This window comes from Hespellia stercorisuis DSM 15480, assembly GCF_900142165.1.
Taxonomy (GTDB): Bacteria; Bacillota; Clostridia; order Lachnospirales; family Lachnospiraceae; genus Hespellia; species Hespellia stercorisuis.
In genome coordinates this window covers 1-11,977 of the sequence record NZ_FQZY01000056.1, presented here as the reverse complement: position 1 = coordinate 11,977, position 11,977 = coordinate 1, and the positions used below count along the sequence as shown (strand labels likewise).

17 protein-coding genes are annotated in these 11,977 nt (G+C 40.9%); all 17 read right to left on the bottom strand.

The features are described from left to right. Positions 1-5: 5 nt before the first annotated feature. Positions 6-116, bottom strand: coding sequence for a DUF3789 domain-containing protein (locus tag BUB85_RS21215; RefSeq protein WP_117650291.1), 111 nt, complete (start codon positions 114-116; stop codon positions 6-8). Between the two features lie 15 nt (positions 117-131). After that, positions 132-2,588, bottom strand: a complete 2,457-nt coding sequence (locus tag BUB85_RS15655) for a VirB4-like conjugal transfer ATPase, CD1110 family (RefSeq protein WP_200803581.1) — start codon at positions 2,586-2,588, stop codon at positions 132-134. Then, on the bottom strand, positions 2,470-2,934 hold the full coding sequence (locus tag BUB85_RS15650) for a PrgI family protein (protein WP_073112204.1): 465 nt from the start codon (positions 2,932-2,934) through the stop codon (positions 2,470-2,472). The genes BUB85_RS15655 and BUB85_RS15650 overlap by 119 nt, the downstream gene beginning before the upstream one ends. A 23-nt stretch (positions 2,935-2,957) precedes the next feature. Then, positions 2,958-3,827 (bottom strand): VirB6/TrbL-like conjugal transfer protein, CD1112 family, encoded by an 870-nt coding sequence (locus BUB85_RS15645; protein ID WP_073112202.1) that lies wholly within the window; start codon positions 3,825-3,827, stop codon positions 2,958-2,960. 12 nt (positions 3,828-3,839) lie between these two features. Continuing rightward, positions 3,840-4,055, bottom strand: a complete 216-nt coding sequence (locus BUB85_RS15640; RefSeq protein ID WP_017144663.1) for a Maff2 family mobile element protein — start codon at positions 4,053-4,055, stop codon at positions 3,840-3,842. A 105-nt stretch (positions 4,056-4,160) separates the two neighbouring features. Continuing rightward, entirely contained in the window at positions 4,161-6,038 is a 1,878-nt protein-coding gene (locus BUB85_RS15635; protein ID WP_073112218.1) for a VirD4-like conjugal transfer protein, CD1115 family, read from the bottom strand. 23 nt (positions 6,039-6,061) lie between these two features. Further along, a complete protein-coding gene (locus BUB85_RS15630) occupies positions 6,062-6,553 on the bottom strand; it encodes a PcfB family protein (protein ID WP_073112198.1) in 492 nt (163 codons plus the stop codon). A gap of 69 nt (positions 6,554-6,622) precedes the next feature. Beyond that, complete coding sequence (locus tag BUB85_RS15625; protein WP_073112196.1) at positions 6,623-7,363, bottom strand: phage antirepressor KilAC domain-containing protein; 741 nt, start codon at positions 7,361-7,363, stop codon at positions 6,623-6,625. Further along, positions 7,344-7,781, bottom strand: coding sequence for a hypothetical protein (locus BUB85_RS15620; RefSeq protein WP_073112194.1), 438 nt, complete (start codon positions 7,779-7,781; stop codon positions 7,344-7,346). Before BUB85_RS15620 ends, BUB85_RS15625 begins: the two co-directional genes overlap by 20 nt. A 14-nt stretch (positions 7,782-7,795) precedes the next feature. Then, positions 7,796-8,206, bottom strand: a complete 411-nt coding sequence (locus tag BUB85_RS15615) for a single-stranded DNA-binding protein (RefSeq protein ID WP_073112192.1) — start codon at positions 8,204-8,206, stop codon at positions 7,796-7,798. Between the two features lie 641 nt (positions 8,207-8,847). Further along, positions 8,848-9,054 carry a DUF6219 family protein gene (locus BUB85_RS15605; protein WP_073112188.1) on the bottom strand — a complete coding sequence of 69 codons (207 nt, stop codon included), beginning with the start codon at positions 9,052-9,054 and terminating at the stop codon, positions 8,848-8,850. Between the two features lie 65 nt (positions 9,055-9,119). Continuing rightward, positions 9,120-9,434, bottom strand: coding sequence for a DUF3784 domain-containing protein (locus BUB85_RS15600; protein WP_005341847.1), 315 nt, complete (start codon positions 9,432-9,434; stop codon positions 9,120-9,122). Positions 9,435-9,487: 53 nt separating this feature from the next. Beyond that, positions 9,488-9,883 carry a DUF6483 family protein gene (locus BUB85_RS15595; protein ID WP_073112185.1) on the bottom strand — a complete coding sequence of 132 codons (396 nt, stop codon included), beginning with the start codon at positions 9,881-9,883 and terminating at the stop codon, positions 9,488-9,490. A 50-nt stretch (positions 9,884-9,933) separates the two neighbouring features. Continuing rightward, the gene (locus BUB85_RS15590; protein ID WP_073112183.1) at positions 9,934-10,266 is read right to left on the bottom strand and encodes a DUF3784 domain-containing protein; all 333 of its coding nucleotides are present in this window, start codon (positions 10,264-10,266) and stop codon (positions 9,934-9,936) included. 31 nt (positions 10,267-10,297) lie between these two features. After that, the gene (locus BUB85_RS22085; RefSeq protein WP_073112181.1) at positions 10,298-10,864 is read right to left on the bottom strand and encodes a hypothetical protein; all 567 of its coding nucleotides are present in this window, start codon (positions 10,862-10,864) and stop codon (positions 10,298-10,300) included. Positions 10,865-10,914: 50 nt separating this feature from the next. Further along, on the bottom strand, positions 10,915-11,220 hold the full coding sequence (locus BUB85_RS15580; RefSeq protein ID WP_073112179.1) for a hypothetical protein: 306 nt from the start codon (positions 11,218-11,220) through the stop codon (positions 10,915-10,917). A 109-nt stretch (positions 11,221-11,329) separates the two neighbouring features. Further along, a complete protein-coding gene (locus BUB85_RS15575) occupies positions 11,330-11,896 on the bottom strand; it encodes a DUF6017 domain-containing protein (RefSeq protein WP_073112177.1) in 567 nt (188 codons plus the stop codon). Positions 11,897-11,977 lie beyond the last annotated feature (81 nt).

Sequence of the window (11,977 nt, the reverse complement as noted above, 5' to 3'; positions counted from 1 at the left end):
AAATGCTACTCCTCCTTTACCGGGTGTCCTTTCCCTGCCTGTAATAAACAAAGACTGGCGATGCCAAATACAGCACCGCCACTAAATGTCAAAAAATATGAAATTGCTCGTAACATCGTTTTCCTCCTGTATTACCCTGCCTCTGCAGTTTCCTCCGGGCGGGTAGTCATGATCTTGTAGAGGGAATTCTTCGGGAACCTGTCTACAAACGGAATAATTACGTTTCCATAGAACAGAAGTCCTTCTCCCTCATTACTGTTGGTTACATAGGACAGCTGTGTTGGTGAAATATTCAGCTGTTTTGCAAGAATCTGCCGGTCGCCGGATGCCTGATTGAGCATATAAATGAAATCTGAGTTTTCAAAAATATTCTCAATCTCCCTGGATGCCAGCAAGTCCTTGATATTCTGTGTGATTCCCGTCGGAATACCACCCCATTTACGGAATCGCTTCCAGATTTCCACACTGTAAGCGGCAGTCTGCTCTTCCTTTAACAGCAGATGGAACTCATCCACATAATATCTGGTCGATTTATGGGCGGAACGGTTAATCGTTACCCTGTTCCAGACCTGATCCTGTACAATCAGCATCCCGATTTTCTTTAACTGCTTGCCAAGCTCTTTGATATCGAAGCAGACAATCCGGTTATTGATATCCACGTTGGTGCGGTGATTAAATACATTCAGGGAACCCGTAACATAGATTTCCAGTGCCGTTGCCAGACGCTGTGCTTCCGGCTCCTCTTGTTTTCTCAAAAGCTCATACAGATCTTCCAGAATCGGCATCTTCTCCGGTTCCGGATCAGCCAGATAATCCTGATAAACCAGCCGCACGCAACGGTCGATGATGGTCTTTTCTACCGGCTCCAGTCCGTTCTTTCCTCCAACAATCAGCTCACACAAAGACAGAATGAAATCTGCTTTCAGTGACAATGGATTATCTTCTTCTGAATAGTTCAGGTTCAGATCCATCGGATTGATATACTGGTCAGATACCGGTGAAATCCGAATTACCTGTCCATGCAGTGCCTGCACAAGCGGATAATACTCAGCCTCCGGATCACAGATAATGATATCGTCCTCTGTAATCAGGAAACAGTTGGTAATCTCCCTCTTTGCCGAGAAGGATTTACCAGATCCGGGAGTACCAAGAATCAGTCCGTTCGGGTTCTTTAACCGCTTTCTGTCCACCATGATCATGTTGTTGGAAAGGGCATTCAGACCATAATAAAGAGCTTCCCCTTCCTGGAACAGTTCCTGTGTCGTAAATGGAACAAAGATCGCTGTTGCCGAAGTGGTAAGCCCTCTTTGAATCTCGATTCGGTTGACTCCTAATGGGATACAGGACATCAGTGCTGCTTCCTGCTGGTAGTCTAGCTGTTTTAAAGAACAGTTGTATTTCTGTGCAATACCCTGTACCTGAAAAATGTTGTTATCCAGTTTCTGACGTTTCTTTGCCGTATTCATCACCAGAACCGTCACAAGGAACATTCGCTCATTCCTGGACTGCAAATCTTCCAGAAGATTTTTCGCTTCTTCTCCGTAAGTGACCAGGTCGGAAGGCAGTACATCCATATCATAACCGGATCTTACCGCTTTCTTCTGTTCCTCAATCTTCATCTTATCCAGGTCGGAAATTTTACTCTTAATCATCTTGATCGCCGCACTCTGGTCAATGGACTGGATATGAATGTTGACATTGATACTGTCATCCACATCCAGAAAATCTGCCAGCATACGGTCAGTCAGCTCCGGTGCCAGGATCTGTAGATAACTCACGCTTCCCATGGTCTTTCCCATCAGGAATGTCTGATTTTTAGAAAAATTGAATGATGTCGGTGCAATAAAGTCCTTCGTCTTCATTCCTGTCTCTGGCAGCATCTTATACTGGAAACGGAATGGCTCAATCCTGTCCTGATTGAACACATGGTACATCACTTCCAGCCGTTCCAGACCGTTCAAGGCATGTGCCTGTGCCCCAAGCACTTTAAAGTTGTTCAGAATGTCTGCTTCGATCCTTTCCAATCTCGGTCTAGCTACTTTCAGACTCTCCGCTTCGATTCCAAATGTGATATATTTCGTCTTCACCAGACCATTATTTCCTTTGGAAAGCTGGTTTTTCAGCATCGTCCGGTATTCTTCCCGGATGGCATTGAAGTCATCGTTCTGATCTGGGATATCAATGCTCTTCTCAAACTCAGCCACATCTACCTGCTGATTGATAAAGGACAGCTGCACACTGATCGAAGAATCAAAGTAATTGAGGAAATCACAGTAATTCTCAAAAATCGTTGTCTTGTCCTCATTCAATGCCAGCTGATAATTGATGTCATAAAACTGAATGGTTTTGGAGAAGAAATGCTTTGATACCTGACAGATACCATCCTGCAGCATCCGAAGATACGGGATACTCTGCTGTGCAGTAGTGGGGATATTTTTCTGTTTCTTACGCTCCCGTTCCTGCTTTTTCCTACGCTTTTCCTTTTCTCTTTCTTTGCGGCTGCTTTTGTTTCTTCTTTCCTGACGGTTTCTTTTTTCCGCTCTGGAAAGCTGTTCCCTTTGAGCCTCCTGCTTTGTCTTTTTTGCCATCCGGCATACCCTCCTTTTTTGTGAGGGCATCTATCTCCCTGTAAAAGTTTTCGGTTTTATACGGTCTTACCGCCGGATAAAGAAACTTCTGACGGATGATATTTGCCACTACTTTTTCAAAGGGGAGTCCGTCTTTTTCATACATTGCCATAAAGAAAAACGGCAGCATCACAGTCACCATAAGAATGGCAGAAATACTGGAACCGATGATATTTCTTGTCAGCAGATAAAACGGAATCCCCACAACTGCGGCAAGCGAAAAGAAAATCAGCTGCCGCTTTGTCAGATTTAATGCTACTTTTGTTTTGACCTTGGTAAGGTCTTTTGGTACTGGTACATACGCCATGGTATGCTCTCCTTTCTTCGCCCTTAATGAGCATTGAATATTGATTTGCTAAGGCTTCCGGTCTTGAACAATGAAAATGCAAGAATTACGGTATACGCCGCCACTGAAAACATTGCTGCATGAAGGTCGTCCGAAATGGTCATGGCACTGACCAGGACTGCGTAGATTCCCACGCAAACCATCATGAAGAATCCCTGAAATGCCAGGGCGAACAAGCCTTTGAGATAATTGTTTCCGATATTGCCCCATTCTTTGTTGGTCATGGTCGCAAACGGAATCGGTGCTATGGAAGTATAAAGGTATATCTCGATCATCCTTCCATACAGAATGACCAGAATGATGATGGATAAAATCCTCATGGTAATGCTGATCAACAGCGTTTCCATGGATAACAGGAACAACTCCCCAATCTCCATATCCTCCAGTGCATCCACAATCCTTGTGATTGCTTCTGATGCATCTACTGCCGTATTTCCGGATATCACCCCGGCGGCATTGTTGACCACATGCTGACCAACATCAAAGACCGCCATGGTGATATTGAACGTATTCGTCACCAGATAAATGGCTACATACGCTTTGAAAATCCAGAGAAAAATATTGAGTGTCTCAAATTCATGGAAGTTGTTTTTCTGTGTCACCATCGTAATCAGTTCATAACACAGGACAAAGGTAATGATCAGTCCCGCAATGGGGACAATCACCGTCTGGGAGATATTCTGGATCAGGTTAAAAATCCCTGCGTTCCATCCCTGCGGTGTCTGTCCCACCTGCCCGGCTATGGTTCCCACCTGTTCATTGACATACGAGAACGTACTGTCCAGACTGGACTTGATCAGTCCGATCAGGATATCCTTTATCGCTTCCGTAATCCTCTCAATGATGGTGTTCATCTACCACTCCTCTTAAGAGAATAACGTTGCCAGCTGTGGAATCAGGGTAGTTCCCAGCAGCATGATTCCGGCACCCGCCATCAGCTGTTTGATGCCCTGGCTCTTGGCGCCGGGATTATCATTGCCGTATCCTTCCAGAAGGTTTACGACACCCCACACACCAAGACCTGCACCGATTGCGACTACAAGAGTTTTTAAAGTTGTAATTGCACTGCTAAAAAATGCCATACACATTCACCAAAACTGACTTTGTTCAGGTGTTTTCGGGAATGGAAAAACGCTGGCTAAATCAGCCAACGCACCCATTGTCAGTTATTCCTTTCCTCATTATTTTTACGCTCCATCCCCAGGTTCTTCCGTCAGATTCACAGTAATCATTTCCACCTCTTCTTCTGCTTTCGGTGTGTACTGTGGATTTAACTCTTTCTCAACTTTATACCGGTTCTTTTCATTTGCATCTGATAGAAGCCGGTAATTCTTATGCTTCGTAATATCATATTTGTCTGAGAAAAATGGTCTTGCACCACGAATCTGCAGGATACATTTCCCGCCATCCATCACTGCAATCTCATCTTCCGTCATCAGCTGCTTCCCGGTTTTCTGATAATTCATTCCAAAGGATTTCTGATTACTCCTCGTCTCTGAAGTGTTATACAGATCAATGGTTTCCTTACCAAGCAGCTCGCTCATTTCCTTCAATGTGGTCTTTTCTTTCCCTCCGAGGAACAATGTGGTGTCACAATTCCCCAGAATGGTGTCTGCACTATCCTTATACATTGCCTTTAACTGGCTTTGTGACTGCAAAATAATAGAAGCAGAGATTTCCCTGCTTCGTATGGTCGCAATCAGCTTATCAAACTGTGGTATCTGACCGATGTTCGCAAACTCATCACAGATGACACGCACATGCACCGGAAGCCTTCCACCATATTCATCATCTGCCTTATCGCACAGCAAGTTAAAAAGCTGTGACTGCAGCATGGCAATCACAAAATTAAAGGTCGTATCCGTATCAGACATAATCAGGAACAGGGCTGTTTTCCTGTCTCCGATCTTATCCAATTCCATTTCATCGTAGGACATGATCTCACGAAGTTCCGCTATATCAAATGGTGCCAGCCTTGCACCACAGGAAATCAAAATCGACTTAGCAGTTTTGCCAGCCGCCATTTTGTATTTTTTATACTGTCGAACTGCAAAGTGTTGTGGTTCTTTCGCTTCCAGTTCCTCAAACAGCATATCCACCGGATTCTGGTAAGTCTCATCCTCTTCACGAGTTTCACTTTCATTCAGCAGATCAAGAAGGGTATTCAGATTCTTTTCCTCCTCTTCCCCCTCGTACCAGATAAATGCAATCAATGCTGTATACAGCAGTTTCTCAGCTTTCACCCAGAAATCCTCTGTGGATTTTTCTCCTTCCCCTTTGGTATTGGCGATGATCGTCGTTACCAGTTTCAGGATATCTTTTTCCGATTTGATATAGGCAAACGGATTATAATGAAGGGATTTTGAAAAGTTAATGGTGTTCAAAACCTTAATCACATAAGGCTCATGCACCACTTTTCCGGATTTGTCTTTTACAACAGCTCCATTTTTATCCCTCTTTGGTGGTCCTTTTGCCAACATTTTCCCGCACTCCTCGATCAGGGTGCCTTTCGGATCGGTAATGACCATGGAACAGTTCATCTGCATGACTGACGGCTTCACAAAAAACCGGGTTTTTCCGGAACCGCTGCCGCCGATGACAACAATATTTTTATTTCTGGCATATTTCGGCTGTTTTGGTCTGCTCTCCATGGTCAGTGCTTCTGTGGCAGTCAATGGAATATTCATCCAGGGATCATCTGACATATAAGGCTTAATGTCCTCTGCCGTTCCCCATCTGGCAGATCCATACTCGATTCCTTTCCGGAGCTTCTTTGCATCTGCCTGTTTCTGCCAGACCAGAATCTTTAATATAACTGCTACAAGGATTCCGGTAAACAGATCTCTCCAGTCAATGCTTGGCATTACTCCAACGAGAATCTTATCTGCATGTTCCATTGCATACAGAAGTTTGTTCCCCATATCCTCTCCGGGACTGATCCGGTACAGATAGGATGCCCGGTTTACATACAATGCTGTAATGACATAGGGAATATTTGTAAGAACCAGTTTCTTTTTATCCAGAGCGGACAGCCTGACTCTGATCTTATTTTTCCACTTTTGCATCCAGTTTCCGTCTTTGCGTTTGCTCAACGGCTGACCTCCTGATGCCGGTTCTTCACTTTGTCCTTCGATTTGCTTGCTACAATGCTCCGATAAGCGGACAACCGCTTATGAATCGAAGGTTTATTCGCTCTTTGAATCTGTTTTTGGGAAAATTCACGGAAAGCAGCGTTTAAGGCATCCTGATCACGCCCTTTGAAGAACACCAGGTACACTGGTGGATCTTTGCTCTTATCTTTTTTCAGAGCATAGTTAATCCCGTATTTTCTGGCATATCTCTCAAAAGATTTGATATTCCGGTTGGTAATCTCAATATTAACCATCCCGGCGTTCTGTTTTGCCAGCTCTTTTACCGTGATCTTCCCCTGTTTCGGCTGATTCTTCTGTGCTTTTTTCTCCATCTGTTTCTGCTTTTGATGCCGCAGATAGACAGCCAGTATCTTTTTCAAGATATCTGCTGTCATTTTTGTTGTCCGCACACAGAACGTTACCGTTTTCTGAGTTACCTCTTCCTGCATGATTTTCCCTCCTTCCCAGCGAATTAGCTGCTGTCCAGATCTGTAATCATGGCAATCACCCCCTTATCTTTATTCTTCCTCAGCACACAGAGTTTTGAAAAATTCTTTTCCTTTTGGTGTAATCAAAGTCTGTGAACCAAGATGTCCATTATTGAAATAGTCTTTTACGATAAACAGCGCACTGTTCTTTGCATCTGCATAAGGAAGCAGTGTGCCGGATGGACTTCTGTATAAAAAGCCTTTTTTCAAAAGTAGTTTTACAAATTTTCTCTCTGGAAACGCAATCTCTTTTGCCGTCGTTCTGATATTGGTACATTCGCCTTTTACCATGAAGTGATCAAAATAATCCGCTTTCGGCTGCATATCGTTGACTCGACTCTGTAATTCTTTATTACGGTTATTTTCTTCCAACAGCCTTTCTGCAAACTCTAACAAAAGCTCCGGATTATCTTTTACTCGATTCAGCAAATCTTTTTCCATATATCCGCCAGTTTTACGAATAGCCGGTAATACCTCATCAAATACCCACTTCTCAAAATTTTGTGCTGATTCCAATCGACTTTTAGTAATCAGTCTGTAGACATCTCCTTCTGGAATAAATATCATCGGCTGAACACCACCTGCCGTAAGGACGCCCCGTTTCAGGGCTCCCCTGCAGTGTGCATTGATCGCATTTCTCGGTTTTGCATAGCCAAGAGCAAATGCAACATCTATTCCAGAGAACAGAAGTCTTCCTTTATCCTCGATCATTCGGATAGAGCCAAACTCTGCGTTGTGAAATTCTGTAATTTTATAATCCGTCTTCTCCATCCTCTTTTCCTCCTGCCCCTGAAAGTATTCTCCAGTTTTTGTCAATAATCTTCATCCGGATATAATCTGCCATCTTTACTGTCAGATAATCCATATACTCCATCAGGTAAAAGTCAAATTCTTCTTCATTTAAAAGTTCTTCTAAAGTTTCCAGATGTGCAACCAACTTAGAAATTTCTTTTCCGCCAAACAAATAGCTCATTTTTTGCATAAAAACTTTTGTGCTATTTGTTGTAAACAGATAAATCATAGTATCCAGACAAGTTTCCATAAGAAAATCTCCCAGATTTATGCGCTGTAGTTCTTCTACTGTTTTTGTTGCTGCCACAAGTGCATCTTCCTGAACTTTCTCTGCACAGATTTCTCCATTTACATCGATCAGTCCAATCGCTAATAATTCCTTAAAATGTTTTCTCATAATCTTTGTTCCTCCTATCGAAATGGCATTTCCTTTTCCAGTTCCTCCGGTATATTAAACGGGATTTGTCTCTTTCCCACTGGTTTAAATCCGTCAGATTCTTCTTTTTTTGTTTTGGCTTCTGCAAATTCCATATTGTCTACAATCACTTCCGTAAAATAGGAAGCAGTTCCTGTCTGCTCATCTTTTATCTGAGAGATCACCAGCTCACCTGAAAGTGTAATTTTTGTTCCTTGTTCCAGATACTTCTCCACAAAATCTGCATTAGAACCATACGCTGTTATCATCACAGCAAATGCCTTATTTGTACGATTCCTTTTTACTACAAGTGGAAATCTGGCAACCTTTGTTTCACCTTTCTGTGTCGATATCTGCCGGATATCCGGACTTCTGGCAAGTCTGCCCATTAACACAATCATGTTCATATTGTTTTTCCTCCTGATTATTCCTGATTTACCTTTCCCTGGCATTTTCAGGTTATTTACTAAGTGCTCTTATGCACTAAAAATGAGGAATGGAGTCGAACCATTCCCCACTTCTTACAGGATTACTCCTGCAATTATAGAAAAATCTAAGTATTCGCATTTGGGCTTGTCTGTACATATACATCCGATCGTTATCATTCCAGATAACCCGACTGAAAAACTCAGCCACAGTCTCTGTTTCAGCAGAGATCCTGCACCTTTCGGTGGTGTCATTATTGCTTCGCTCTTCCCGGTGGGAGTCTTCGCCTGCACGAGCCGGAATGCTCCGGTAAGCATGTTCTTCGGATGTAACAGCTCCTTCAGTTGTCAAGGTGCAGTTGGAAGAACACTTAGAACCTCTTTTGTGTTCGCAATTTTGAATAAATCAGAGGAATTTCACTTCGTCTTCCATATACTCCGTACTGGGAAAAACGAAATAGGACATGATTTTAGAAATTTTTTGAAAAAAATTTAAAGAATTGAAAAGATATAAAAAAAGATGCCAGGATTTCTCCTGACACCTCAGTGCTGTTGTCAACTTCGTGCCCAGTGGGCACAAAGCTAATGATTCATATATTATTTTGACCTGTATCTGTTGCTTATTATTTATTCTCTGTAACTTCTATATTTTCTTTTAATTTCTTTTTACCAGAAATCATCTTATGACCTGTATAAATTGCCATTATCATGCAGAGCAATGAACTCATGGCAAAATATTTGTGAGCAGTTTTCTGATTTTTATATCCGGTATAAAACGTTCCAATCATTGTAAACATTGCACCGAATGACCAATATTTATGTGATTTCATCAAATTTCCCCCCCTTTGAATTTTCTTCTATCATACACCTTTTTTAGAAATCTACAAACAGGAATTTAACGTTCTCTTTTATGTCTATCAATAAGCAACAAAACAAACATAATAAGCCATATCCCCCATGCGATCCAACAGCCTATTCCTTGATATTGGATATCTATGATTATTCCAATAATAAAAGGGACTGACATAAACATCATTCTTTTTCCATATGCCTTACACATAGCATTCTCATCGTATTTCTTTCGTTCATCCGCTGATTTCATATTATAACCCGACAAGAATTTAGCAGCTTTTCCTTCTGATTTATAAAACCACATTCCAAACAAAAACATAATCACTGCCATCATAAAGTCAAAAACAATATAGAACATATAATACAATTCTCCTTTCAGCCAATCACTCTTATCTCTTTGAATTTTTTACATTACTCTTCATCTTTGACCAAACATAGCAAATCAGTATATCCTGACTGCATAAGTAATTGCTTAAAACCAGACATCACTTCTTCTTTTGTATAATTATTATTTTTCAAAAACTCACTATCCTTCTCACTAAGGTATTGGTAGAAAAGAGCTGCTGCCATTGCCTCATTTCTGTCTGTATAATCAATGCTATCTAAAAGTATATTCTCTGCTTCGTTAATTTTCCCAGAATCAATCATATCAAGAAAATCTTTCAAATTTTTCCCTGATACTTCATATTTATTTTCTTTTTCAAGTTCAACAGAAACATACTTTTTCCCAAACATTAAAGAAAATAATACTCTTACCATTTCTTTTATCATTCGCATAATATAGTCTTTTTCGTCTGTGAAATACATTTTTCACCTCCATAACTACCGAGTTGTTAAAGTCCACAAGGCGAAATTTGTCACCTTCTACATATTGTATTTCCCAAGACAATAATTATCACAACATCAGCTAAAATAATACCCAATGCAATATACACAAAAAATGCCGGTAAAATATTTTCAAACACTCCCATAATTAATAGAAGAATTGCTATAACAGACATTCCAATTCCCATTGTTCTGCATAGCTTTTTTTCATTATATTTTGCCTTTTCTTCTTTTGAAGCTGTATTATATCCGGAAATTAACCAACTTCCATGTCCAGAAATCAAAACTATGGAAAGTACAGCAAATATTATAAATCCAAGATATACTACCCAGTCTGGTCCAGTTGATAAGTCTGCCAGTTTCATTTGTATAACACCTCCACACACAAATACCGATTTACACTAGCAATTCTACTACTGAGTTTACTGTATTTTTCAAACGATGTCCATCCTTTAATCCTAACCGATAGAAAAATTCTTCCGTTTCTGCTCCGCTATTGAATATTGCATTGCAATACTTTGTAATAACTTCTTCCTGTTCCGGTGTAAGTGTTTTTAGCAGTTCCTGATACGCTCTTTCCACTTCATCACATTCCGGATTAGATTCTCTGCTCAGTTTCCATTCCTCATATGCTTTTCCCATATGTTCCACTATTGCCAAATTGACAAATTCCTTGACTTCTTTAGACAATTCATTTTTTTCTTTCTGCTGTTTTTCTTTATTGCATCGGTCATTTTTCTTTTGCAAAGTCACATCATCAATGTAACCGATGATTCCACACAAATTTCCTTTCATTGACTGCATATACCCTCTCATGAGTACCGCCAGTTTTCTTTCTTCGGATTCCTCCGATTTTTCCTCTGTCATATACAGTTCTTCCATCTCTTTCAAAATGTCTATTCCTGCTTTCATCTGAAATTCCACATCCAGTAAATCATCCATAACCTTATATAACTCGTCCATACACGTTCCTCTTCTTTCTGTGTACTGCTTTTCTCTAAAGTTTTCCACTCTCACCCAAGAATAAAGTCCTGTAATCCACATTTTACCACTTCTAATACCGCAGTTATCCCAATGCCGATATGCGGAATCAGAACAAACACTACCGTTGTGATCACTGTCATCTTCAATGTCCATGCTGTACTGATGCCAAATCCAATACTTAAAACCTCTGTTACAACAGATATACCAGCAATCAGATAACAGAATGTGGCAGATAATCCCACCAGAAAGACCAACAGGATATTTATTGCTGCAAGCAACAGCCAGATTGGTACAGCTATTATTTTAAATGGTAACTTTACCAGAAATCTCAACATCTTCACTTTCTCCTCTCTTTGTGTCTACCAGGCACAAGGCTATTTTACCACATCCACGCTGATGACCACTATCTCTTTTGCGACTTCGTGCCCAGTGGGCACAAAGTTCTTATCCATCTGGTATATCATTTCCCCAGTACATATCATGCCGTACTTCTGCATCATAAAACTGATTGATCGTAACCGGAGCGTTGTATAACACGGTCAACATATACTGCCGAATATTCTTCACCTTGCTTGTATTTCTGTTCAGACTGAAAAATACATACTGAATATGTTCGTACCCAACTTTCAGCAAGCGGCTCTTCACCACCTGTGTAGGCACAGCCTCCCCGTTAATCTGTTGATAGGGTTTAGACGAACAGATAGCATCTAACATTAACTCCACCAATTCTTCTACGCTCTCTGGTCTATAACTCTGACAAAGAATGTCATATTCAATGTTCTGCTGAATCAGTTGTCGATAATCCAATCGTTCCTGTACCTTATCCTCCTCTTGCTTCCGGATAGATGGATAAGATTCATTCTCACTCAATTCAGTATTGTTATATTCAGTATAATTACAGTTTGTTTTTGAAACTTCTTGAAGTTTGTTTTCTAAACTTCCTGAAGTTTGTTTTTCAAACTCCTTGAAGTTTGCTTTTGAAACTTCTTGAAGTTTATTTGGGTCAATCATTTTTTTCGTGGGATTGACACCACGTAATGTATTGATTTGTTACGCCACCCTTGACCGGATGGAAAAGCAATGCTGTTCGTT

What these genes read in the sequence shown, in the direction of transcription:
- BUB85_RS15635 (WP_073112218.1), bottom strand. Translation starts at nt 6,038, where the DNA reads ATGCAAAAGTGGAAAAATAAGATCAGAGTCAGGCTGTCCGCTCTGGAT.
- BUB85_RS15650 (WP_073112204.1), bottom strand. Translation starts at nt 2,934, where the DNA reads ATGGCGTATGTACCAGTACCAAAAGACCTTACCAAGGTCAAAACAAAA.
- BUB85_RS15620 (WP_073112194.1), bottom strand. Translation starts at nt 7,781, where the DNA reads ATGAGAAAACATTTTAAGGAATTATTAGCGATTGGACTGATCGATGTA.
- BUB85_RS15625 (WP_073112196.1), bottom strand. Translation starts at nt 7,363, where the DNA reads ATGGAGAAGACGGATTATAAAATTACAGAATTTCACAACGCAGAGTTT.
- BUB85_RS15640 (WP_017144663.1), bottom strand. Translation starts at nt 4,055, where the DNA reads ATGGCATTTTTTAGCAGTGCAATTACAACTTTAAAAACTCTTGTAGTC.
- BUB85_RS15605 (WP_073112188.1), bottom strand. Translation starts at nt 9,054, where the DNA reads ATGAAATCACATAAATATTGGTCATTCGGTGCAATGTTTACAATGATT.
- BUB85_RS15655 (WP_200803581.1), bottom strand. Translation starts at nt 2,588, where the DNA reads ATGGCAAAAAAGACAAAGCAGGAGGCTCAAAGGGAACAGCTTTCCAGA.
- BUB85_RS15595 (WP_073112185.1), bottom strand. Translation starts at nt 9,883, where the DNA reads ATGTATTTCACAGACGAAAAAGACTATATTATGCGAATGATAAAAGAA.
- BUB85_RS15645 (WP_073112202.1), bottom strand. Translation starts at nt 3,827, where the DNA reads ATGAACACCATCATTGAGAGGATTACGGAAGCGATAAAGGATATCCTG.
- BUB85_RS15580 (WP_073112179.1), bottom strand. Translation starts at nt 11,220, where the DNA reads ATGTTGAGATTTCTGGTAAAGTTACCATTTAAAATAATAGCTGTACCA.
- BUB85_RS21215 (WP_117650291.1), bottom strand. Translation starts at nt 116, where the DNA reads ATGTTACGAGCAATTTCATATTTTTTGACATTTAGTGGCGGTGCTGTA.
- BUB85_RS15630 (WP_073112198.1), bottom strand. Translation starts at nt 6,553, where the DNA reads ATGCAGGAAGAGGTAACTCAGAAAACGGTAACGTTCTGTGTGCGGACA.
- BUB85_RS22085 (WP_073112181.1), bottom strand. Translation starts at nt 10,864, where the DNA reads ATGGACGAGTTATATAAGGTTATGGATGATTTACTGGATGTGGAATTT.
- BUB85_RS15590 (WP_073112183.1), bottom strand. Translation starts at nt 10,266, where the DNA reads ATGAAACTGGCAGACTTATCAACTGGACCAGACTGGGTAGTATATCTT.
- BUB85_RS15600 (WP_005341847.1), bottom strand. Translation starts at nt 9,434, where the DNA reads ATGTTCTATATTGTTTTTGACTTTATGATGGCAGTGATTATGTTTTTG.
- BUB85_RS15615 (WP_073112192.1), bottom strand. Translation starts at nt 8,206, where the DNA reads ATGAACATGATTGTGTTAATGGGCAGACTTGCCAGAAGTCCGGATATC.
- BUB85_RS15575 (WP_073112177.1), bottom strand. Translation starts at nt 11,896, where the DNA reads ATGATTGACCCAAATAAACTTCAAGAAGTTTCAAAAGCAAACTTCAAG.